Genomic DNA, 21,362 nt, shown 5'->3' on the forward strand with positions numbered 1-21,362 from the left:
ATGGTGAAATGATAGTGAAAGGAACAGGAATGATAGAGGAACGAGAAGAGGAACTGTGCGATTTAGCAGATGCAATCTTTGATCATCCGGAAAATGGCGGTGAAGAATTTTATGCATCAGAGCAGCTTTGCAGTTATCTGAAAAAAAACGGATTTCAAGTAGAAAAAGGCGTTGGAACACTTGAAACTGCTTTCCGTGCCACATTCCAAAATGGGGAAGGCGGTCCGGTGATTGGACTTCTGTGCGAGTATGACGCGGTGCCTGGCATGGGACATGCCTGCGGACATCATGCACAGGGACCGGCAGTCATAGGCGCCGCGATTGCGCTGAAAGAAACGGCAGCTGAGAAACCTTTTACGCTGGTTGTGTATGGGACACCGGCAGAGGAAGGCTTTGGCGGAAAAGCGGTGATGCTGCATGCGGGCTGTTTTTCTGAACTGGATGTAGCGCTTATGTGCCATGGGGGCGCGACGACGACAACCGATGTGAAAAGTCTTGCCCTGTCCTCCTATGAGGTATGTTTTCGGGGGAAAGCTTCTCACGCGGCAATCGCGCCGGAAGAAGGGCGCAGCGCACTGGATGCAGCCCTGCTGATGTTTCAGGGGATTGAATTTCTGCGGGAGCATGTAAAAGACGACACTCGTATGCACTATAATCTTGCCTGTTCAGGCGAAAGCGAGTGCACCGTGCCGGCGTTTACCAAATGTAAAGTGACACTGCGGTCGTATAGCCGTGCATATCTTGATTCTGTCATTGCGCGTTTTATGAAGATCGTAAAAGGGGCGGAATTGATGACAGAAACCACAGCAGAAGTCATTCACGAAAATAGCTGTGACGGCAAAATTCCGGTACTGAAATTGAACCAGCTTTTGATGAAACATGCAGAAAACCATAAGGCGCCTTGCATCAGACCATCCAGAGAAAAAACAGGTTCCACGGATTTTGGGAATATTATGTACCGCATTCCGGGTTCCTGCATCCGGGTGGCATTTGTGCCCGAGGGAACGCCGTCCCATTCAGAAACATTTTTGAAATATGGAAAGCATGACAGCATGCACAAGGCGATGATCACCGCAGCGAAAATTTTGGAAGATACCTGCAGGGAGCTGATCGAAAAGCCGGACTTGATGCGGGAAATCAGGGAAGAGTTTAAACGGAATAAAAGAGAATTAGAAGGAGAACAAAACGATGAAAAAGTTAAAATTTAAAGTGCCGCATACGTTTGTGATTTTAATTATTTTGGGACTGATTATGGTGGCTTTCACTTATATTATTCCAGCCGGTGTATACGACAGAGTGACAGATCCGGAAAGCGGCAGAACACAAATTCTGGCGGACAGCTTTCACTTTGCGGAGCGAACACCTGTCAGTATTGTTGATTTTCCTGAAATGATTTATGATGGAATGGTTGACGCGGCTTCGATTATTTTCTCTATTTTCATATTCGGAGGCGCCTTTGAAATCATTACCCAGACAGGCGTGTTATCCAGAGGTATCCAGAAGCTGGCAAAAAAGTTTGGAAATAAACGGAAGCTTTTGATTGCAATCATCATGTTTGTGTTCTCAATCGGCGGATGGACATTCGGCATGTCCATAGACGCCATTGTCTTCGCGCCGATGTTCGTTGCGCTCATGATTTCGCTGGGATATGACGCGATTGTAGGCGTTGCTGTGGTAAGTACCGGCTGCGCCTGCGGGTTTATTGCGGGTATACTGAATCCGTTTAATGTGGGCGTTGCGCAGGAAATTGTTGGCTTGCCGCTGTATTCCGGCGCATGGCTGCGTATCATTCTTTGGATTGTATTGCTGGTTGTATCGATTGCTTACGTGCTCAGATATGCTTCCAAAGTGTATCACAATCCGGAAAAAAGCATTGTAGCGGGAATGGACACGTGGAAAGACATGGAATATGAAATCAGCGGCGAAGATTCTGAACAAGCGGGTATCAGAGATATGGTTGTTGGTTTGATTCTGATCGTCGGTTTTGCAGCATTACCTTATGGCGTCATTCGGTATGGCTGGGGCATGGGACCTATGGCAGCACTATTTTTGACCATGGGTGTTGCAGGCGGTTTGGTACACGGTTTTGGCCCAAGCAAAATCGCTGATATTTTCTGCGAAGGATGTAAAAATATTGCCGCAGGCGCATTGATTGTAGGTATTGCAAGAACGTTGACCGTCGTGATGACAGAAGGAAATATTATTGATACGATTGTCTATGGTCTTTCTTTATCGCTGGAAAAACTGCCGCACTCTTTACAGGCAATCGGCATGTATATTGCCCATACGCTGATTAATTTCCCGATTTGTTCCGGAACCGGACAGGCGGCGGCGACGATGCCGATTATGGGACCTTTATCCGAAGTCGTTGGCATGACAAAGCAGATGGCAGTCCTGTGCTTCCAGCTGGGTGACGGCATTACTAATAATATTCTGCCGACTTCCAGTGCGCTGATGGGCGTTCTCAGTATTACGAAAGTCCCTTATGAAAAATGGGTGAAATATGTAGCGCCGCTGATTGGGATCTGGATGCTGATTGGTGTTGTGTTCTGTGTCATTGGAATGGCGGTAGGTTATTAAAAAGAGGAGTGATAGAAATGGAATCCATCATTTCTGAATGGACAGGTCGGGCTGGATTTGAAAAGCCGCAGGATTGTCAGGTAACGGTAACACTCCGCGAAGAAGGCGGCAGAAACATTTTGCTGCACAGTAAACAGGAGAGGATGTTTGGAAATGCCATACGCCAGTGCGCGGAAAATTGCCTGGATGAGTTGTCTGCCGCCCATGTGACGGTTGAAATTGTAGATTATGGCTGTCTGGATTTTGGGATTGCAGCCAGAATTAAAACAGCATATGCAAGAGCCGTAAAAGAAAAGCAGAATACGGCAGATTTTGAGCAAAGCGTGATTTCCGCCTCGGATAGAATGACAGAGGGGCGTATGCGTACGATGCTGTTCTGTCCGGCCAGTCAGCCGAAAATGCTGCTCAATGCGCCGGTGTACAGACCGGATGCGATTCTGTTTGATTTAGAAGACGCCGTTACTTTGGCAGAAAAGGACAGCGCAAGAGACTTGCTCTGTGAAGCGATGAAGCGGCTGCCTTTCGGAGGCTGTCAGATTTTTACCAGAATCAATGGGCTGCGGACACGCTTTGGGGAAGAAGATGTACGCGCTATTGTACCTGCCGGGATTCGCAGAATTCGGCTTGCGATGTGTGAATCTCCAGAGGATGTGAGAGCGCTGGATCAGCTCCTTTGTGAAGTGGAAAAACAGCATGGCATTGCGGCAGGTTCTGTGAAAATCCAGTGCTCGATTGAGACTGCAAAAGGCGTACTGCATGCAAGAGAAAGTGTCAGGGCAAGTGATCGGGTGATTTCTCTTTCCTTTGGGGCGGAGGATTACACGAGGTCTATGGGTACCAGCCGCAGCAAGGAAGGTACGGAACTGACCTTTGCAAGACAATATCTACCGGTGATAGCAGCAGAAGCAGGTATTTCTGCCATTGACACAGTGTTTGCTGATTTGGAAGATACGGAAGGGTTTATAGCAGAGGTGAAACACGCAAAATCTCTGGGTTTTACGGGAAAATCCTGCATTCATCCAAGTCAGATTCCGATGGTTCATGACATTTATACACCGTCCCAGAAAGAGCTGGAAGATGCGCGTAAAGTGCTGCATGCGATGCGGGAAGCAGAAGCAGCCGGGATCGGCGTCGTTGCTGTCGATGGAAAAATGGTGGACGAACCGGTTGTCAGCAAAGCGAAATATGTATTGCAGATGCTGGGGGAGGAGGTATAACAGATGGAGTTTGTGAAAAATGGGATCCATCGTGAAATTCCTGCGGAAATAGAAGGCATTGGAAAGCTGCGGCCATATCAGCAGCCGGGCAAACGAAGAGAAAAATATCTGACAGTGTGTGATGAAGCTGCCAAAGGAAAGGTCGCGAAATCTTTACAGGAAGCGATACGAAAGGTCGGGCTGCAGGATGGTATGACAATTTCTTTCCATCATCATTTGCGAAATGGTGATTTGGTGCTGCGGCAGGTCATGGAGGCGATTGCTGAACTTGGTATTCGCGATCTGACGATTTGCGCATCTTCTCTCAGCACCGCCCATGGCTGTTTAGTGGAACATATGAAAACCGGTATTGTAACTGGCATTGAAACCAGTGGAATGCGGGGAGAACTGGCAGAAGCTGTTTCAAAGGGCGGCATTTTAAAAAAGCCAGTGGTATTCAAAACCCATGGCGGCAGGGCTCGTTCGATTGAATCTGGTGAGCGGAAAATTGATGTGGCATTTATCGGCGCTTCTTGCTGTGATCCCATGGGCAATATGAACGGCAGTGTAGGAAAATCAGCATTTGGTTCTATGGGATATGCGATGGTGGATGCTCGTTATGCAGAGAAAGTAGTCGCGATTACAGATTATTTGGTGCCATATCCGGCAAGCCCCATCAGTATTCCGCAGACATGGGTGGACTGTGTCGTGGAGGTGGAACAGATTGGTGATCCGCAGATGATCAGCCAGGGCGCAACCAGAAAAACGAAGAATCCTGTGGAACTGACCATTGCGTCGTATGCAAGCAGGGTGATGACTGCGGCGGATCTTGTTAAAAATGGATTTTCCTATCAGGCAGGTAGCGGTGGAATTTCCTTGGCTGTAGCAAGATATTTGAAAGAATATATGAAAGCACATCAGATTCGAGGTTCGTTTGCTTCTGGTGGGATTACATCTGCGATGACAGAACTTTTGCAAGAAGGGCTCTTTGAAAAACTGCTGGATGTGCAGACCTTTGATGCAGAAGCCGTCGCGTCGATTGGTCAAAATCAAAATCATATAGAAATGGATGCGGAAATGTACGCGGATCCGCAGGCAAAAAGTAATGTAGCACATGCGCTGGATATTATGATTTTATCGGCTACAGAGGTGGACGTGCACTTTAACGTGAATGTTCTGACCGCTTCTAACGGCGTAATTATGGGCGCGCTGGGCGGTCATCCGGATACTGCGGCCGGCGCCAAATTGGCGATTGTCGTTGCGCCTTTGCTGCGGAAAAGAGTACCGATTATTGTGGATCGGGTTGTAACGATTTCTACGCCGGGTGAATCCGTGGACGTAGTCGTAACGGAGCGAGGTATCGCAGTCAATCCACAAAATCCAATGTTAAAAGAAAGACTGATGAAAGAGGGACTTCCGGTTTATGAGATTGAAGAACTTCGGGATATGGCTTATGCGCTGACCGGAAAGCCGGAGCCTCCGGAATATGGCGATCAGGTAGTTGGTCTGGTGGAATATAGGGATGGAACCATTTTGGATATCATTCGAAATGTCCGGTAGGACAGTCATGATGCGTCCAAATGAAACGGCAGCGAAAAAGGGATGCAGCATTGCAGTCCCTTTTTTGCGTAGAGCAATTTCGTTATCTTTAGGGGTGAGGTTTCCTTTACTAGAAGTAAGTTGTGCAAATTTGCATGATTTTCTGTTCTTTGCACAACTTCAGTAGTCGTTAGTTGTGCAGATATTTTTAGGGAGTAAGGATTTGCACAACTTTTTATATTTTCTATGTGGAAAAAAGGAGATATGATACAGATTTTTTCTGAAAAAGTTGTGCAGATTTCAGTTATTTGGGTAATATTGCAAAACTAGTTGTGCAATCCTTAGAAATGTATTGTGATTTGCAAAACTGTCTGCTGTCAAAGTTGTGCATTTTTATCTGTGAAACTTTAAATTTGCACAACCCTACGGGGTAGAGGAAGCGGGTAAAAAGTCTATGGCGGGACAGCCACCTTTTCTTTTGGCAACCTGCGCAAGAAACTTGTAAATTCAGTAACATTTCATTATTGTCATTCTGTGTGAACACGTAACGAATGATATGTGCTGTATCTAATGCAGGATGTCCTGCAAAATGCACTTCGATTGCCGGTGTAGAAAAGATTAATTTTCTACACTGAAAAGTTGAAGAATGTGACTTGGAAAACTTTTCTCCATATGATACAATGAATATTGCCTCGGTTTTGCCGGGGCAAATTTTAATGCGGGAGGAAGATGAATGACGGTAATGACAGAACAGAAACGGTTTTACAGGAAAATGCTTTTGATAGGGATTCCTGTAGTGTTTCAGAATCTGATCAGTCTGGGGCTGAATCTGATCGACACTTTAATGATCGGCATGCTAGGCGAGCAGGAATTGGCAGCGGTAGGCGCGGCTAATCAGGTGTATTTCGTATATACGGTGACGTTGTTTGGGCTTTATAGCGGCGCGGCGGTTTACGCGGCGCAGTATTGGGGTGCGAAGGACATTACCGGTGTGAGAAAAATGCTGGGCATCGACTACGCGGTAGGATTTATCTTTGCTGTTTCTGTCAGTATCGCTGCGTTTATTTTTGCGCCGAACGTGATACAGCTGTTTTCTGGAGACAAAGAAGTGATTGGCTTTGGTGTGGATTACCTCAGAATAGCCTGCTTTTCTTATGTTTTTTCGGGAATGTCTTCCGCCATATCGTATAATTCCAGAGCGATACAGGATTTGAAAGTGCCTACGGCTATCAACGCCATAGCGCTTTGTATCAATGCGCTGCTCAACTATCTTTTGATCTTTGGCGTTTGCGGCTTGCCGCAGCTTGGCGTCAGAGGGGCGGCAGTGGCAACCTTGATTGCGCGTATTTTTGAATTTGCAGCGCTGATGATTTTTGTATATACAAGAAAATCCCATCCGTTTAAGACGGGAATTAAGACGCTTCTATCCTTTGATCGGGCGCATTTTATGCGGGTGATGAGAACTGCTGTGCCGGTAGTTTTTACGGAATGCAGCTGGGCGGCGTCCGTTACATTGATTTTTGCGGCCTATGGCAGGCTGGGCACGGCGGCTCTTGCTGTAGCGCAGGTGGCTAATGTGGTCTGCGAACTGCTGCAGTCCGTATACTTTGGTGTGGGTAATGCGACGGCAATGCTCATCGGTGAAAATCTTGGTCAGGGTAATAAAGAAGATGCTTTCCAAAATGGAAAACGAGCTGTAAAAATTGTTATGCTTCTAAACGTAATTATGACCATTGTAATGATTTTGCTGGCAAAACCAGTAGCAGGGGTTTACAATTTCAGCGGAGAGACCAATCAGCTTTTGATTTACTCGTTGATTGCCATGGCGATTACTGTTACGCCGAAGATGATGGGATACATCTGCATCGTGGGAACACTGAGGGCTGGCGGAGATACGGTGTTCTGCATGAAATTGGAAATTATATGTAATCTGCTGGTGCAGGTTCCGCTGGCGTATGCGGCAGTACTTCTTCTGCGGACCAGTTTGCCTGTTGCCATGCTTATCGTCGCCATCGGTGATGTAATAAGAACTTTTATCGTATTGCCGCGTTTTAACAGTAAAAAGTGGCTTAACATCGTGGTGGATATTCCGAAGAAGGATGTGTGACGCAGGTTACTTATAGAGTTAGAAGACGCGCCAGTTCCGGCTGAATCAGCTCCCAGGGAAAACCGACTACGGTGTTAAAGGAGCCGTGATAGTGGTCGATATGCTTTGCGAAGATGCCCTGGATCGCATAGGCGCCGGCTTTGTCGTAAGGCTCGTCTGTATCCAGATAGGCGGAAAGCTCCGCGTCTGAAAAGTCTTTGCAGAAGACTTCCGTCACATCACAAAATACGTTTCTGACAGGCTCACCGGCTATGAGGAGGCAAACCCCCGTTGCAACCTGATGGCTGGTGTTTTTGATTTTTTGCAGCATGCGGGCTGCATCGGCTCTGTCTTCTGGTTTTCCAAGGATACCGTCTTTATAAACGACCGTGTCGGCGGCGATGATGATGCTGCCAGGCGATGCCTTTTGTTCGATGCAAAGGGCTTTTTTTAATGCCAGAAACATAACCGCGTCTTTTGAAGAAATGTTTTCTGGAAGGGTTTCGTCTATATCAGCAGGACGAATGATGGGATCATAGCCATGCTTTTTCATCATTTCAATTCGTCTTGGCGATGATGACGCCAAAATGATCTTTTTTTTCATAATGTTACCTCCGTATAACATTATGGCATAAATTTCGGATTTTGCCAAATACTAATGAAAGATTTATGGAGGTGACTGAAATGGCACAGAAGACTAAGCAAAAAGAAGTGCAAAAGAAAGACGTGGCGAAAGCCTATGAAAAGTATACCAAGCAGTTCACACCGAAACCGACCTATTTTGCCAACTGTTTGCGGGCATTTTTGATCGGCGGCCTTGTTTGTACAGCGGGTTATTATATCAACAATATGCTCATAGCCAGAGGTCTTTCAGAGAAAGACGCGGGACTTTATGTTACTATCGGTATCGTAGCGCTCGCTCAGCTTTTGACAGGCTTCGGTGTGTTTGATAGTATCGCAAAGTTTGCTGGGGCGGGCGTAATCGTGCCGATCAGTGGATTTGCCAATTCAATGGTGGCACCGGCTATTGAATACAAGAAGGAAGGTCTGGTGCTTGGGGTAGGCGCGAAGCTTTTCAGCGTAGCGGGACCGGTGTTGGTCTGCGGCATCACGTCGGCGACAATAGTCGGCATTATTTACTGGATTATAGGATTATTTTAGTACGACGCATTCCTGATCAGCTAAAGATGGGAATGCCAGCATAAGGTTCGTCTAGCCAATCACTTGCGTTCTTGGGACGAACCATGATACGACAAGCGTCAAGCCACTCGCATGTTGCTCGTGGGACGCTAAAGCATAAGGTTCGTCTAGCCAATCACTTGCGTTCTTGGGACGAACCATGATACGACAAGCGTCAAGCCACTCGTATGTTGCTCGTGGGACGCTAAAGCATAAGGTTCGTCTAGCCAATCACTTGCGTTCTTGGGACGAACCATGATACGACAAGCGTCAAGCCACTCGTATGTTGCTCGTGGGACGCTAAAGCATAAGGTTCGTCTAGCCAATCACTTGCGTTCTTGGGACGAACCATTAAGGAGTAAAAGTATGGCAGAAAAGAAAATTGGAAAGCAAACGGTGTCTTTTGAGATGAGTCCGTATATTATCGGTTCGGCTGCGGTCGGTGGCAAAAAGGAGGGGGAAGGTCCTCTGTGCAGCTTTTTTGATCAGATTCTGGATGACGATATGTTTGGGGAGAAAACGTGGGAGAAAGCTGAGAGCAAGATGCTGAAGGAAGCGATGCTGGCAGCGCTGCAAAAGTCCGGAAAAGAGAAGAAGGAGATTGATCTGGTGCTCAGCGGCGATCTTTTGAATCAGCTGATGTCTTCATCTTTTATGGCGAGAGACTTGCACCTGCCGTTTCTGGGACTTTACGGCGCTTGTTCTACGATGACAGAATCTTTGCTTCTGGGTTCTATGCTGACGGACGGCGGTTTTGCGCATAACATTATTGTAGGCGCTTCCAGTCACTTCTGTACAGCGGAGAGACAGTTCCGAATGCCAGTGGAGCACGGTAATCAAAGACCGCCGTCGGCACAATGGACAGCGACAGCTGCAGGAGCTATGGTAATTTCAGAGAAAAAGGCGGATCTTGCGCAAATTGGCGCGTTGGACGGAAGAAAGGCGGCGCAGCCGTCGTCTATGAAAAATATCCGTGTGGACTGCGGTACAATCGGCAAGGTCATTGACGCGGGAGTAAAGGATGCCAATCAAATGGGAAGCGCTATGGCGCCTGCCGCGGTAGATACAATTCTCAATCATCTGGAGGATACAGGAAGAAGTCTTGATTATTATGATCTGGTGCTGACGGGAGATCTGGGGTATATCGGCAAAGATATCGCGGCAGATTTACTAAAGGATGCAGGACTTGACGCGGAAGCCGTATCTCAACGGTACGATGACTGCGGCACGATGATTTATGACAGAGAGGCACAGGATGTCCATGGTGGCGGCAGCGGATGCGGATGTTCTGCTTCTGTCTTTTGTGGGAATATTGTACAGAGAATGCGCAGCGGAGAACTTTCAAAGGTGCTGCTGATCTCAACGGGAGCTATGCTTTCAACTATTAGTCCTTTTCAGGGGGAGAGCATTCCCGGTATCGCCCATGCTGTGTCGATTAAAACTTGTTAAGCTGGAGAAATTGGGGGGAATAAGATTATGGATTATATATATACGTTTTTAATCGGCGGCGTGATCTGTGTGATTGGACAGATTCTGATGGATACCACAAAGCTGACGACGCCGAGAATTCTGGTTATTTTTGTAGTTGCGGGCGTCGTTCTGCAGGCGGTGCATCTGTATGAACCGCTGGTAAATCTTGCTCATCAGGGAGCCACAACGCCGCTTCCGGGTTTTGGTTATGCGCTGGCAAAAGGCGCCATGGATGGTGCGAAGGATGGATTCCTCGGCGCTGTAACCGGCGCGGTAAAAGGCACGTCGGCAGGTATCGCCGTGGCGATTGCATTCGGATATCTGGTGTCGCTTGTGTTTAATCCTAAGTCGCCAAAATAGAGCTATTCCAGGAAGATGACAAAGGCAACGGGAATTAAAAAGCATAGAAATCCTTCGAGATGTATAAAGCTACGGATATAGGAGAAGCAGTAGGTTACAGCCTTGATATTGACAGTTTGAAAAAGTGAATAGAACTGTATGAGAAAATTTGTAGGCATAATTCTGTCTGCTTCTTTGATGATAGTGTTGCTGGCTGTGTGCAGTAGCAAGAAGTACACAGAAAAAGGGTGGAAAATAGAAGATTTGAAGGGTAATGAGGCGTTCGTGAACGCCTTAGCAGGAGGACTGCTGGAAGTAAGCAACAATATGGATAATGGGTTCCCGGTCGCAGGATAAAAGAATTGGATAGGGAGACTGTCTTTACGACTAATATAAAAATAGTGGTATAGGCAGTCTCCCTTTGATTATAGCTCTTTTAAAATAGATATTTTGTATGGATCATTTTAAAATTTGTTGACGAGTTAATAATGTGGTGCTATTATAAAATCATAATGATATATTCATATTATATACAATATATATTGTGAAACACGAGTTAAGATTGCATTTCCTCAGATAGTAAAATATTAACGTGAGTATGAGGGATAATTGAAATGGAGAGATTTGTTATGGAAAACACCTTAGAAAAAGCAAAAGAAAAATATGAGGAACTTTTTTCAATTGAGGAAAAGGCGAAGGCGTTTGATAAGATTGCTGCAGCATACTATTTCTGTAATTTTGGAGAAATGCAGAAAGTAGATTTTGAGACGTTATTGTTTTCAATTTATTTGGAAAGAATTTTAGAGAAAGATGAAAACGATATGCGGGTTTACAGTGATTATGCATTATCAAAGTGTTTAGGTATTACGCAAAGTAAAATAAGCAATTTGAAAGTTAGAAAGCAGTTGAAGTATCCTTATCAGTATTTTGATTGGAGAAAATCCTTTGAAAGAATCAGCAGTAATGCGCGTTATGAAAACGGAAAGATTAAGATAAATATTCCTGACAGAAATCTTTATCTAGAAATTAAAAATGCGGTGGAGGCATCGGGCGGATACGTGGAAACCCAGTTAAGTCAAAGTTTATTGCAAATCAGACCGGAGTATTTCCTGGATTTATTAATGGAGATCGTGGAAGACAAAGACAGGAATGCAATTAAAAAAGACCTGAAAAAGAAAATGAAAGAGAAGAATTTGGATATGGATTTTTTTGAATCCAAATCTATAGGCGATCAATTAAAGGATGCCGGAGCCGATATCAGTCAAAGTTTGATTTTAGATTTGCTGGAGGCATTTTTAATTCCGGCAGGCGGGAACATTGTTACAGCTATTGTAAAGAATATCAGACGAATATTGAAATGAGAAGGATAGTTTAAAGAGAAAAATTTATGAACTGCTTATTTAAATATCGTAAATTTTATTAATCAAGATGTAGTGTTATTTTTAGTAATGATGTAATATAATATGTTGAATTACTTTGAATAAAAAGATTGACAAACAGAAAAGAAACTGTTAGCTTTGAAGAAAGAAATACTGCTGCAACATCTTAGACCGTTTGGGGGACAGCAACAGATGGCGTGCTTACTTAATTAAAGGCAGAAAATATTCCAGTAGTTTATGATTCTGCCCTTTACAAGGTTTTAGAGCATACGTATCATGAAATAACGGTTACATTCAATCAGAAAGCGTTGGAAAGCAATCCAAGTACAGTACCAGAGCAGTCTTCTATTCTGGAGATGGATTACGAAGGTACTTTCAAAATTTCAGTAGATGAGACTGAGCAGACCGCAGCCGTAACAGTTTTGAACCGATAAAATGAAATACATTATTGCGAAATGATATGCTCCTTATCAAGTCGACAAGTGAAATATCTGAAATTTAGTACAGACGATGCCTGCATTCTAATTTTGAATGCAGGCTTTTTTCTATGCGCACAGACCCTTCAGAGAGGAGCTTCTTTGTCTCTGGTTTGCTAAGAGAATCCATTCTTCACGACTTTTTCACCCGTTTACCATGTTGAATCCATCTGCGATTATTTACAAAGAGGGTCAGATGTGGTAAAATATTACGGAACATAAGCAGGTGAAACTATGACTTTAATTATAAAAATCGGCAAAGTGTTTCTGAGCGTGATATACGGCGTGCTCAAGTGCTTTCCGGTCAAACAGAATCAAGCGTTGTTTTTGAGCAGGCAGGCTGATGTGCTGAGCCTGGATTTTTCCATGTTAAAAGACAGATTGACAGAAAAAATGCCGGAGATTCGTATCGTGAGCATTTGCAACCGACTGGATGACAGCAAAAGCGGCATCATAGGATTTGGGATCGATACGCTGCGCAGTATGTACTATCTTGCGACCAGCAGGGTCTGCGTACTGGACGCGTACTGGCCGGCGGTCTCTATACTGCGTCATAAGAAGTCGCTGACTGTGATTCAGATGTGGCATGCGCTGGGAAAGATTAAGAAATCGGGCTATCAGACTTTGGACAAAGAATCGGGCAGAAGCGGCAGGACTGCAAGGCTTCTCAATATGCATGAGAACTACGATTATATCATCGCGGGCGGCAGCGCATGGAATCCATATTACTGCGCGTCTTTCCATACGACTGAGGATAAGCTTGTCAATATCGGACTTCCGAGAATTGATTATCTTTTGGAAACTGCAGACGCCAATAGAGAGAAAGTGCTGACGGCTTATCCCGAAATGGCAGGCAAACAGGTTATTCTGTATGCGCCGACTTTTCGCCGGGGGATTGATCTGAAATGGGAATCGCTTCTGGATGTCATTGATTTTGACCGATTTATTCTGGTCATCAAAGGTCATCCCAATCAAAAAATCACCTGTGAGCACAAAGGGGTGCTGCTGTGCCCCGAGTTTCAGTCTGTGGAACTGCTTTCGGTGTGTGAATACCTGATTACCGACTATTCGGCGATCGCCATAGAAGCCGCGATTTTGAACAAAAAGACGTACTATTATTTGTACGATTACAAAGAATATACAGAGAAGAACGGCATCAATGTCAACCCGTTTGATTCCATGCCGGGCTGCGCGTTTTCCGATGCAGTACCGCTGATGGAACAGCTTATGAGCGGCGCGTACAATGAGAAAGCGCTGGCGGATTACAGAAAAAAGTATCTGCCAAAGGAGCTGGGCACGTCTACGGAAAAGCTGGCTCAGCTGGTGGTTGATCAATTACAATAGATTAGAAATAGAAAGAGATAGCACAGTATGTTTAAACTTGCAAAAAAGTGGATCAAAAGACTGAAATTGTTTATTCTGTATTTTAGAAGGATTCTCTTTGTGAAGAACCACTTCAAATGTTCTTTTTTCAAGAAGATCAGAGCCAATGTCTGCGGAGGTTTTCTGGCGGATCAGTGGATTCTCTATGATTTGGATCACAACGATAAAGGAGAATATCTGTCGGAGTTCGACTGGTATCGCTCCCGGTATATCAACGAGCCTTTTGATTTTCTTTTAAATAACAAGATTGCCGCGGCGGAGATTCTGAAGCAGTATGTCCGTGTGCCGGAAAGCTACATGATTAAGAACAAAGGATTTCTGACCAGCTTTGACAGCGAACATATGGAGTATGAGACAGCCATAGACCTGCTGAAGGAAAAAGGAAAGCTGTTCATCAAGCCTTATGGCGCGGGCAAGGGCAACGGCGTCAATATATTGATTTATGAAGACGGAAAAATCTTTGTGGATAAAGAGATATATGCAGAAGAAGCGTTTATAAAGTTCCTGAAGGGCAGAGACGACTGGTTTATCTGTGAATCTATGAAACAGCATCAGTATTCCGACGATATTTATGATAAGACGGTCAATACTATTCGTTTTATTACGCTGCGGGATATCCATACCCATCAGTTCAAGGTATTTTTCGCGGTGCAGAGAATCGGTACCTCCGCTACTATTCCGGTAGATAACGGGAGTCGGGGCGGACTTGTGGCGAAGATTGATCTGGAGACGGGTATTCTGACAGAAGCCAGATGTCTGCACAATAAGAATGTGTACAAGGTGCATCCGGACTCAAAGGCGCCCATTGAAGGCGTACAGATTCCGGGCTGGGATAGAATCAAGAAAGAAATGCTGGCTCTTGCCAACAAGATGCCGTATATGCACTTCATTGCCTGGGATATACTAATTACTGAGGATGGTGAAATTTGTATCATCGAAGCAAATACTTCTTCCGGCGTGAATATTATCCAGCTTTGGGGCGGTCAGAGAAATGATGAACTGGGAGATTTTTACCGCTATCACAAAGCGATTAAAAAATAGGAGAACGGCATGAAATATATTATCATGGCTGACGGAAAGGGAACCAGATGGAATCTTCATCAGGGTATTCCTAAGCATTTTATAAAGGTGAACGGGGAGACCCTGCTGGAGAGAACCGTGAGATTGCTTCGGCAGTACGATCCATCCTGTCAGGTCATCATCACATCTCATGACCCAAGATATGAGGTTGACGGCGCGTTGCGCTACGAGCCGAAAAACAACGTACTGGAGATTGATCGCTTTACGGCGGAACTGATTGAAAATAATGTATGTTTTCTGTACGGAGATACGTACTACTCGGAAATTTCCGCGAAGACCATTGTGGAAACCGATGCGGAGGATTTGCTCTTTTTTGGCAACGAGCGGTCTATTGTCGCGGTCAAGGTGGCCGATGCGGCGATCTTTTCACAGCACGTCAATCGGGTGCGGGAACTGTTTCTTGCAGGAAGAATTGACAAGTGCATCGGATGGCAGGTGTATCAGTCCTTTACAGGTCTGCCGTTCGGAGAAAAAACGATGACAGAGAAATACGTTTTTTTGACGGATGATACGAGAGATTTCAATTCGCCGGAGGATTTGAAGAGGTAAGTTATAACCAATTGATGAGAGGTTAATTTGTGAATACGATAAAAGAGATAATAAAAGATCACTACGACTATAGGAAGCAATTGTTCAAGCTTGCCAAAACGGAAATTATAAAGACTTATAAGGGAGCGGCTCTCGGCTGGTCGTGGGCTATTATACGGCCGGCGATTCAAATCTTCGTATTTTGGTTCGCGTTTTCTATCGGTCTCAGGAGTGGAAAGCCTGTAGAAGGTTATCCCTTCTTTTTATGGCTGATTGCAGGAATGATTCCATGGTTTTATATGAGGGACATGATTTCCGGCGGGTCAGCCTGTCTCAGGCGTCACACCCATCTGATCACAAAGATTAAGTTTCCCATATCTACAATACCGACCTTTGTGAGCATGTCGTTTTTCGCGGTTCATATTGGATTGATTATTATCGTAATCTTAATATATATGGGATTTGGATATATGCCGGACATCTATTATCTTCAGCTACCTTTCTATATGGCGCTGATGTTCATCTTCTTCACCGCGTGGGGGCTTTTTGCAGGCGTGCTGTCGGCGATGAGCAGAGACTTCCTCAATCTGGTCAAGTCCCTTACAACGGCGCTGTTCTGGATGAGCGGAATTTTGTACAATGTTAATACGATAAAGATCGGCTGGCTCAGAAAGGTTTTGCTTTACAATCCGATCACTTTAATTGATAATGGATTCAGAAATTGCTTTGTCTATAAAAAGTGGTTCTGGGAAACGCCGCAGGAAATGATGAACTTTGTCATCGTTTATGCAGTTATGAGTATTTTGGCGCTGTGGGCATACAGAAAGCTGCGCAAAGATATTCCGGATGTATTGTAATGGAAGGGGTTTACATGAGCAAAGCAACGATAAAATTTAAAAATGTAACAAAACAATATAAGCTATACAAAAATGACAAGCAGCGTTTTAGAGCGATTTTTTCCAGAAGGATCAAACCGAAGATTAAAAAAGCCATTGACGACGTTTCCTTTACCATTGAAAAGGGAGAGAGCGTCGCTTTGTTTGGACGCAATGGCGCGGGAAAGTCTACTATTTTAAAGATGATTACCGGTGTTACTTATCCGACGAAGGGAGAAATCGTTGTTGACGGCAGAGTGAGCGCCTTGTTAGAACTGACAGCAGGCTTTGATCCTGATTTTACCGGCAGAGAGAATATTTTTTTTCGGGGACAGCTGCTGGGAATAGAGGATGCGGAAATAAAAGCATTGGAACCGGAGATCATTGAATTTGCTGATTTAGGAGATTATATAGATCAGCCTGTCAGGACCTATTCCAGCGGGATGAAAGCCAGACTGGGATTTGCTATCAATGCAAACATAAAGCCGGAAATTTTAATCGTTGATGAAGCATTGAGCGTAGGTGATAAAGAATTCAGGTTGAAGTGCAACCGAAAAATAAAGGATATCCTCGGAGACGGCGAGTCCACCTTTTTATTCGTAACCCACTCCACAAAGGTGGCAAAGAGTTTTTGTAAACGGGGAATTGTGCTGAAGCAGGGTAGGATCTTGTTTGATGGAGAAATTCAGGATGCGATAGACTTTTATGAAGAACTTCTTGAGCAGGCGCAGGAAGCGCGAAAGCGTAAGGGAAGTAAGAAGGTTTTAGGTTAAAGCCGGAATAGGAGTAAGAAATGGCAAGAAATCAAAAAGACATTTTCGCACAGAACAACAAGTATGAAGGTAATATTTTCAAGAAGATCGGACGATGGTTTGGGAAGCTGAAGGGTTGGCAGAAGGGCGTTTTGATCACCCTTTTGATCGTTCTGATTATTGCTATCACCATTGCAGGTTACGCTTTTTCAAAGCTAGGCCTGATGCACAGAGTGGAATTGGATGAAAAGAAGTTATCCTGTGTAGATGTAGACGGATATATTAATATCCTTCTTCTCGGTGTGGATAGCCGGGATATGGATAATATTGAAGGCGCAGGCGCCGACGCGATTATGATTCTCAGCATTAAAGAAGAAACTGGTGAGGTTAAGCTGATGAGCGTATATCGTGATACTTATCTGAAGATGGGAGATACGGATTCTTACGGAAAGATTACCGATGCCAACAGAATCGGCGGACCGCAGATGATGATTTCCTCTTTGAATCAGGCTATGGATATGAATATCAGCAAATTCGTGGTCGTGAACTTTAAGGCGGTGGCCGATCTGGTAGACGCCGTAGGCGGCATTACCGTGGACGTGCAGGATGTTGAGATTCAGCAGCTAAATAAATATACGATTCAAACCGCTAACAATATCGGTAAAAAGAACTATAAGCTGGTCGAAAAAGCGGGAGAGCAGACCCTGGAAGGCGTTCAGGCAGTTTCATATGGAAGAATACGAAAGGGCGTAGGAGATGACTTCAAACGTACAGAACGTATGAGAACTGTACTTTCACTGGTATTTGATAAATTGAAAACCATGAGCATCGGCCAGTTAGACGACATGCTGGATATGATGCTTCCGCAGGTAAAGACCAACCTTTCAAATAGTGATATGATGGGACTGGCTATGCGTCTTGTGGATTTCAATATCAAAAGCGGCGCAGGCTGGCCATATCACATAACCGGAGGTTACATCGGTCAGGTTTCATACGTATTTCCGGATGATCTGGCTGCTAATACCAAGGAGCTTCATGAGAAGATGTTTGGTCAGAAGGATTATGAACCTTCAGAAACAGTACGCATGATCAGCGATGGAATTATCAGCAACATTAATGGATCGGTGACCAATCAACAGCCGATTGATACCAGCGATGATGGAAACGCCTCTCAGCCAAACGGAGGTAACGACGATTCGAATACAGGTCCAAACGGCACAGGAGATAAGCCAAACGGAGGCAGTAATAAACCGAAGCCGGATCCAGAGCCGACCCCAGATCCGGAACCAACGCCGGATCCAGAACCGACCCCAGATCCGGAACCGAAGCCGGATCCGGAGCCAACGCCAGATCCCGCGCCTAATCCGGGTTCTGACGCGACAGAAGCTTAGTCGGCTGATGAGATAGAAGATAATAATGAAAATAAATAAGGAGATAGAAAAATGGCGAAAGAAAAAATCAATTTTGAGGATGCAGACGTTAGATTAAGGTATAGACATACGACTTCTCACGTTATGGCGCAGGCGGTGAAAAATTTGTGGCCTGACGCGAAGCTGGCTATCGGTCCTGCTATAGATAATGGTTTCTATTATGACATCGATATGGAGCACAAGCTGTCTGATCAGGATCTTTTAAAGGTTCAGAAGGAAATGAAAAAGGTTATTCAGGCAAACTACAAGCTGGAACGCTTTGAATTGCCAAGAGAAGAAGCGATTCAATACATGGCTGACAGAAATGAGGACTATAAGGTAGAACTGATCAACGATCTGCCGGAAGACGCGGTAATTTCTTTCTATAAGCAGGGAGACTTTGTCGATCTTTGTGCCGGCCCGCATATGGAATCAACCGGACAGATTAAAGCAGTGAAGCTGATGAGCGTAGCTGGCGCGTATTGGAGAGGTGATGAGCACAATAAGATGCTGCAAAGAATCTATGGTACTTGTTTCCCATCTCAGGAGGAATTGGACGAATATATCAACCGTCTGGAAGAAGCGAAAAAGAGAGATCATAGAAAAATCGGCAAGGAAATGGACTTATTTGCTATCTTTGAAGAAGGTCCGGGATTTCCGTTCTTCATGCCAAAAGGCATGATTATCAGAAATGAGTTGGAAAACTTCTGGCGTCAGGAGCACCGTAAGAGAGGCTATCAGGAAATTAAGACGCCGCTGATTTTGAATGAACAGCTGTGGCGAACTTCCGGGCACTGGGATCACTATAAGGACAATATGTATTTCACGAAAATTGATGACGGAGATTATGCTATCAAACCGATGAACTGTCCAGGTTCTATGCTTTGTTACAAACGGAGAATGTGGTCTTACAGAGACTTCCCAATCAGAATGGGCGAGTTAGGTCAGGTGCATAGGCACGAACTGTCCGGCGCGCTTCATGGACTGATGAGAGTACGTACCTTTACACAGGATGATGCGCATATCTTTATGCTGCCGGAACAGATCAAGGATGAAATTGTAGGCGTTGCCAAGTTTATCGATGATGTTTACAGCATGTTCGGATTTAAGTATCATATAGAGCTTTCCACCAGACCGGAAGATTCCATGGGAACTGATGAGGAATGGGCAATGGCAGAAGACGCGCTGCGCGAAGCTATGAAGGAAGTCGGCGTACCGTATGTGGTTAACGAGGGCGACGGCGCTTTCTATGGACCAAAGCTGGACTTCCATCTGGAAGATTCCATCGGAAGAACATGGCAGTGCGGTACGATTCAGCTGGATATGCAGATGCCACAGAGATTTGATTTGACTTATGTGGGATCTGACAATGAAAAGCACAGACCTATTATGATTCACCGTGTTATTTTCGGCTCTATCGAACGTTTCATCGGCATTTTGACTGAGCATTTTGCAGGCAAATTCCCTCTGTGGCTGGCGCCGGTACAGGTGAAGCTGCTGACGGTAGCTGATTCGTTTTCAGATTACGCGAAGGATGTTGCCGCAAAATGTGAGGCGGCGGGTCTGCGTGTGGAATTGGATGTAAGAAACGAGAAGATCGGCTATAAGCTGAGAGAGGCCAGAAACGAGAGAGTATCTTACATCTGTGTAATTGGAGAGAGAGAAGTCGAGGCGGGCACATTGGCTGTTCGTTCTACAAAGGTTGGAGAAATGGGCGCTATGTCTGTAGATGAGTTTATTGCTAAGCTGACAGAAGAAATACAGACGAAGGCGATGTAAGAAACAGAATAGAAGTGTAAAGAAAAGCATGTGGCTGCAGAGCGTCTCATGCTTTTCTTAGTTTACCGGCCGGTGATGGCGGCGCATGCGGCCTTAGCGCTTGCATAGGCGAACTGAAGATTGTAGCCTCCGGTTTCGCCATCGATGTCCAGGACTTCTCCAATGATAAACAAGCCGGAGTATTTACGTGATTCCATCGTTTTCAGATCCATTGACGACAAATCTATTCCGCCGGACGTGACCATGGCTTTAGAGAATCCTACTAAGCTTTTTACGGTAAAGCTGTCTTCTGTCAATCTGGCAGCAACGGCCTTAGGCTTGTCTCCGGTTTCAGAAAGAATGGTCTGCATCATTGCTTTCGGCAAGCCGAAGATAGGGGGAAGCAAATTATGCAGCCGCATACGAGTGTTTTGCATGACGTTGATGATGTTCTCTAATGCTTCAGTTTTCGACATTGGATAAATATAATTCAACTTAATTTCATCGTTACGCAGGATGTCTTTTGACGTATTTAGAATCAACGGGCCGGAAAAGTTTTCATGGGTAAAGAGGAGACTGCCGGTATTTTCAGCTGCTTTTCTCTGTTGACGCCATACTGTCAGCTGTACGTTTTCCAGACCGATGCCTGAAAGCGCGCTGTAGGGATATTTCGTCACATTGACAGGGGTCAGAGCAGGTTGAAGGTTGGTAACCGGAAGGTTCAGATCACGCTTAAGTATCTGAAAAAAGCTTCCGTCCGAGCCGGTAGAAGGGTAGGAACAGCCGCCGCTTGCGACGATGAGAAAACGGCAGACGGATACCTTTTGATTATAGGTAACCTGCCAGAGTTTATCGGCAGTTTGCCTGACTTGGACGACTTCAGCGCGGGTTTCTAAGGTAAAACCGTTTTGTTTTGCTCGCGTGACAAGCATATCGCGAATTTGCCGCGCGTCCATAGACGCCGGAAAAATTTTGCCGTCTTCACGCTGCACACAGGCAATACCGTTTTCACGAAGAAAGTTTTGCAGATGAAGGTTATTATATTTATAAAGACAGGATCTGATTCGAGGGCCATTTTTGCCGTAGCGGGGAACAAAGTCTTTGATAGAACCGCCGTGCGTAACGTTGCATTGTCCGCTTCCGCTCATGAGCAGTTTAACGCCCGGTTGGCTGCTCCTTTCAAGAATCAATCCGTTGACTTGTTTTTCGAAGCCGGCGGCACAGAAAAGACCAGCGGCGCCGCCGCCGATGATGATACAGTCGTAAGTCATATTACCTCCTTGATGATCAGCTTCTATTATAATATAGACTTTACAGTTGCGTCAATTTACAA

At 45.2% G+C, this 21,362-nt stretch carries 19 protein-coding genes; 17 read left to right on the forward strand and 2 right to left on the reverse strand.

Features of this window, described 5'->3' with window-relative positions:
- The first annotated feature begins 8 nt into the window (after positions 1 to 8).
- The 5 genes from ACPW7J_RS05670 to ACPW7J_RS05690 all read left to right on the forward strand — a co-directional run bounded on the left by ACPW7J_RS05670 (position 9) and on the right by ACPW7J_RS05690 (position 7,422).
- Positions 9 to 1,208 (forward strand): M20 family metallopeptidase, encoded by a 1,200-nt coding sequence (locus tag ACPW7J_RS05670; protein ID WP_425757158.1) that lies wholly within the window; start codon positions 9 to 11, stop codon positions 1,206 to 1,208.
- Positions 1,189 to 2,580: a YfcC family protein gene (locus ACPW7J_RS05675; protein WP_425757160.1), complete on the forward strand. Its 1,392-nt coding sequence runs from the start codon at positions 1,189 to 1,191 to the stop codon at positions 2,578 to 2,580. The genes ACPW7J_RS05670 and ACPW7J_RS05675 overlap by 20 nt, the downstream gene beginning before the upstream one ends.
- Before the next feature lie 17 nt (positions 2,581 to 2,597).
- Entirely contained in the window at positions 2,598 to 3,797 is a 1,200-nt protein-coding gene (locus ACPW7J_RS05680; RefSeq protein ID WP_425757162.1) for an aldolase/citrate lyase family protein, read from the forward strand.
- A gap of 3 nt (positions 3,798 to 3,800) precedes the next feature.
- Positions 3,801 to 5,336: a citrate lyase subunit alpha gene (gene citF / locus ACPW7J_RS05685; RefSeq protein WP_425757164.1), complete on the forward strand. Its 1,536-nt coding sequence runs from the start codon at positions 3,801 to 3,803 to the stop codon at positions 5,334 to 5,336.
- A gap of 712 nt (positions 5,337 to 6,048) precedes the next feature.
- A complete protein-coding gene (locus ACPW7J_RS05690) occupies positions 6,049 to 7,422 on the forward strand; it encodes an MATE family efflux transporter (protein WP_161874483.1) in 1,374 nt (457 codons plus the stop codon).
- Between the two features lie 10 nt (positions 7,423 to 7,432).
- Here ACPW7J_RS05690 and ACPW7J_RS05695 read toward each other — a convergent pair whose 3' ends face one another.
- Complete coding sequence (locus ACPW7J_RS05695) at positions 7,433 to 8,005, reverse strand: Maf family protein (RefSeq protein WP_425757166.1); 573 nt, start codon at positions 8,003 to 8,005, stop codon at positions 7,433 to 7,435.
- An 80-nt stretch (positions 8,006 to 8,085) separates the two neighbouring features.
- On the opposite strand from ACPW7J_RS05695, the gene spoVAC reads away from it, so the two are divergent.
- From spoVAC to thrS, 12 genes are all read left to right on the forward strand, one after another.
- Positions 8,086 to 8,562: a stage V sporulation protein AC gene (gene spoVAC / locus ACPW7J_RS05700; protein WP_161874481.1), complete on the forward strand. Its 477-nt coding sequence runs from the start codon at positions 8,086 to 8,088 to the stop codon at positions 8,560 to 8,562.
- Positions 8,563 to 8,946: 384 nt separating this feature from the next.
- Positions 8,947 to 10,029 carry a stage V sporulation protein AD gene (locus tag ACPW7J_RS05705; RefSeq protein ID WP_161874480.1) on the forward strand — a complete coding sequence of 361 codons (1,083 nt, stop codon included), beginning with the start codon at positions 8,947 to 8,949 and terminating at the stop codon, positions 10,027 to 10,029.
- 27 nt (positions 10,030 to 10,056) lie between these two features.
- Positions 10,057 to 10,410, forward strand: a complete 354-nt coding sequence (spoVAE, locus tag ACPW7J_RS05710) for a stage V sporulation protein AE (RefSeq protein ID WP_161874479.1) — start codon at positions 10,057 to 10,059, stop codon at positions 10,408 to 10,410.
- 138 nt (positions 10,411 to 10,548) lie between these two features.
- Entirely contained in the window at positions 10,549 to 10,746 is a 198-nt protein-coding gene (locus ACPW7J_RS05715; RefSeq protein ID WP_425757169.1) for a hypothetical protein, read from the forward strand.
- Between the two features lie 272 nt (positions 10,747 to 11,018).
- Positions 11,019 to 11,750: a hypothetical protein gene (locus tag ACPW7J_RS05720; protein ID WP_425757171.1), complete on the forward strand. Its 732-nt coding sequence runs from the start codon at positions 11,019 to 11,021 to the stop codon at positions 11,748 to 11,750.
- A 728-nt stretch (positions 11,751 to 12,478) separates the two neighbouring features.
- Complete coding sequence (locus tag ACPW7J_RS05725; RefSeq protein ID WP_425757172.1) at positions 12,479 to 13,588, forward strand: CDP-glycerol glycerophosphotransferase family protein; 1,110 nt, start codon at positions 12,479 to 12,481, stop codon at positions 13,586 to 13,588.
- 27 nt (positions 13,589 to 13,615) lie between these two features.
- On the forward strand, positions 13,616 to 14,668 hold the full coding sequence (locus tag ACPW7J_RS05730; protein ID WP_161874476.1) for a sugar-transfer associated ATP-grasp domain-containing protein: 1,053 nt from the start codon (positions 13,616 to 13,618) through the stop codon (positions 14,666 to 14,668).
- A gap of 9 nt (positions 14,669 to 14,677) precedes the next feature.
- Positions 14,678 to 15,256 carry an NTP transferase domain-containing protein gene (locus ACPW7J_RS05735; protein WP_424959474.1) on the forward strand — a complete coding sequence of 193 codons (579 nt, stop codon included), beginning with the start codon at positions 14,678 to 14,680 and terminating at the stop codon, positions 15,254 to 15,256.
- Between the two features lie 29 nt (positions 15,257 to 15,285).
- Positions 15,286 to 16,092 (forward strand): ABC transporter permease, encoded by an 807-nt coding sequence (locus ACPW7J_RS05740; RefSeq protein ID WP_161874474.1) that lies wholly within the window; start codon positions 15,286 to 15,288, stop codon positions 16,090 to 16,092.
- Positions 16,092 to 16,883 (forward strand): ABC transporter ATP-binding protein, encoded by a 792-nt coding sequence (locus ACPW7J_RS05745; protein WP_425757175.1) that lies wholly within the window; start codon positions 16,092 to 16,094, stop codon positions 16,881 to 16,883. Before ACPW7J_RS05740 ends, ACPW7J_RS05745 begins: the two co-directional genes overlap by 1 nt.
- Before the next feature lie 20 nt (positions 16,884 to 16,903).
- Entirely contained in the window at positions 16,904 to 18,253 is a 1,350-nt protein-coding gene (locus ACPW7J_RS05750; RefSeq protein ID WP_424959476.1) for an LCP family protein, read from the forward strand.
- A 51-nt stretch (positions 18,254 to 18,304) separates the two neighbouring features.
- Positions 18,305 to 20,050 (forward strand): threonine--tRNA ligase, encoded by a 1,746-nt coding sequence (gene thrS, locus ACPW7J_RS05755; protein ID WP_161874471.1) that lies wholly within the window; start codon positions 18,305 to 18,307, stop codon positions 20,048 to 20,050.
- A 62-nt stretch (positions 20,051 to 20,112) separates the two neighbouring features.
- Here the strand turns inward: thrS and ACPW7J_RS05760 are convergent, their stop codons facing one another.
- Positions 20,113 to 21,300: an NAD(P)/FAD-dependent oxidoreductase gene (locus tag ACPW7J_RS05760; RefSeq protein ID WP_424959477.1), complete on the reverse strand. Its 1,188-nt coding sequence runs from the start codon at positions 21,298 to 21,300 to the stop codon at positions 20,113 to 20,115.
- Positions 21,301 to 21,362 lie beyond the last annotated feature (62 nt).

This window comes from Ihubacter sp. rT4E-8, assembly GCF_049852125.1.
GTDB lineage: Bacteria > Bacillota > Clostridia > Peptostreptococcales > Anaerovoracaceae > Senimuribacter.

Excerpts from the sequence above, each read along its gene's own strand:
- ACPW7J_RS05695 (WP_425757166.1), bottom strand. The coding sequence starts at position 8,005 with ATGAAAAAAAAGATCATTTTGGCGTCATCATCGCCAAGACGAATTGAA.
- spoVAE (WP_161874479.1), top strand. The coding sequence starts at position 10,057 with ATGGATTATATATATACGTTTTTAATCGGCGGCGTGATCTGTGTGATT.
- ACPW7J_RS05745 (WP_425757175.1), top strand. The coding sequence starts at position 16,092 with ATGGAAGGGGTTTACATGAGCAAAGCAACGATAAAATTTAAAAATGTA.
- citF (WP_425757164.1), top strand. The coding sequence starts at position 3,801 with ATGGAGTTTGTGAAAAATGGGATCCATCGTGAAATTCCTGCGGAAATA.
- ACPW7J_RS05690 (WP_161874483.1), top strand. The coding sequence starts at position 6,049 with ATGACGGTAATGACAGAACAGAAACGGTTTTACAGGAAAATGCTTTTG.
- ACPW7J_RS05680 (WP_425757162.1), top strand. The coding sequence starts at position 2,598 with ATGGAATCCATCATTTCTGAATGGACAGGTCGGGCTGGATTTGAAAAG.
- ACPW7J_RS05735 (WP_424959474.1), top strand. The coding sequence starts at position 14,678 with ATGAAATATATTATCATGGCTGACGGAAAGGGAACCAGATGGAATCTT.
- ACPW7J_RS05725 (WP_425757172.1), top strand. The coding sequence starts at position 12,479 with ATGACTTTAATTATAAAAATCGGCAAAGTGTTTCTGAGCGTGATATAC.
- ACPW7J_RS05670 (WP_425757158.1), top strand. The coding sequence starts at position 9 with ATGATAGTGAAAGGAACAGGAATGATAGAGGAACGAGAAGAGGAACTG.
- ACPW7J_RS05760 (WP_424959477.1), bottom strand. The coding sequence starts at position 21,300 with ATGACTTACGACTGTATCATCATCGGCGGCGGCGCCGCTGGTCTTTTC.
- ACPW7J_RS05715 (WP_425757169.1), top strand. The coding sequence starts at position 10,549 with ATGAGAAAATTTGTAGGCATAATTCTGTCTGCTTCTTTGATGATAGTG.
- spoVAC (WP_161874481.1), top strand. The coding sequence starts at position 8,086 with ATGGCACAGAAGACTAAGCAAAAAGAAGTGCAAAAGAAAGACGTGGCG.
- ACPW7J_RS05720 (WP_425757171.1), top strand. The coding sequence starts at position 11,019 with ATGGAAAACACCTTAGAAAAAGCAAAAGAAAAATATGAGGAACTTTTT.
- ACPW7J_RS05675 (WP_425757160.1), top strand. The coding sequence starts at position 1,189 with ATGAAAAAGTTAAAATTTAAAGTGCCGCATACGTTTGTGATTTTAATT.
- ACPW7J_RS05730 (WP_161874476.1), top strand. The coding sequence starts at position 13,616 with ATGTTTAAACTTGCAAAAAAGTGGATCAAAAGACTGAAATTGTTTATT.
- ACPW7J_RS05750 (WP_424959476.1), top strand. The coding sequence starts at position 16,904 with ATGGCAAGAAATCAAAAAGACATTTTCGCACAGAACAACAAGTATGAA.
- thrS (WP_161874471.1), top strand. The coding sequence starts at position 18,305 with ATGGCGAAAGAAAAAATCAATTTTGAGGATGCAGACGTTAGATTAAGG.
- ACPW7J_RS05705 (WP_161874480.1), top strand. The coding sequence starts at position 8,947 with ATGGCAGAAAAGAAAATTGGAAAGCAAACGGTGTCTTTTGAGATGAGT.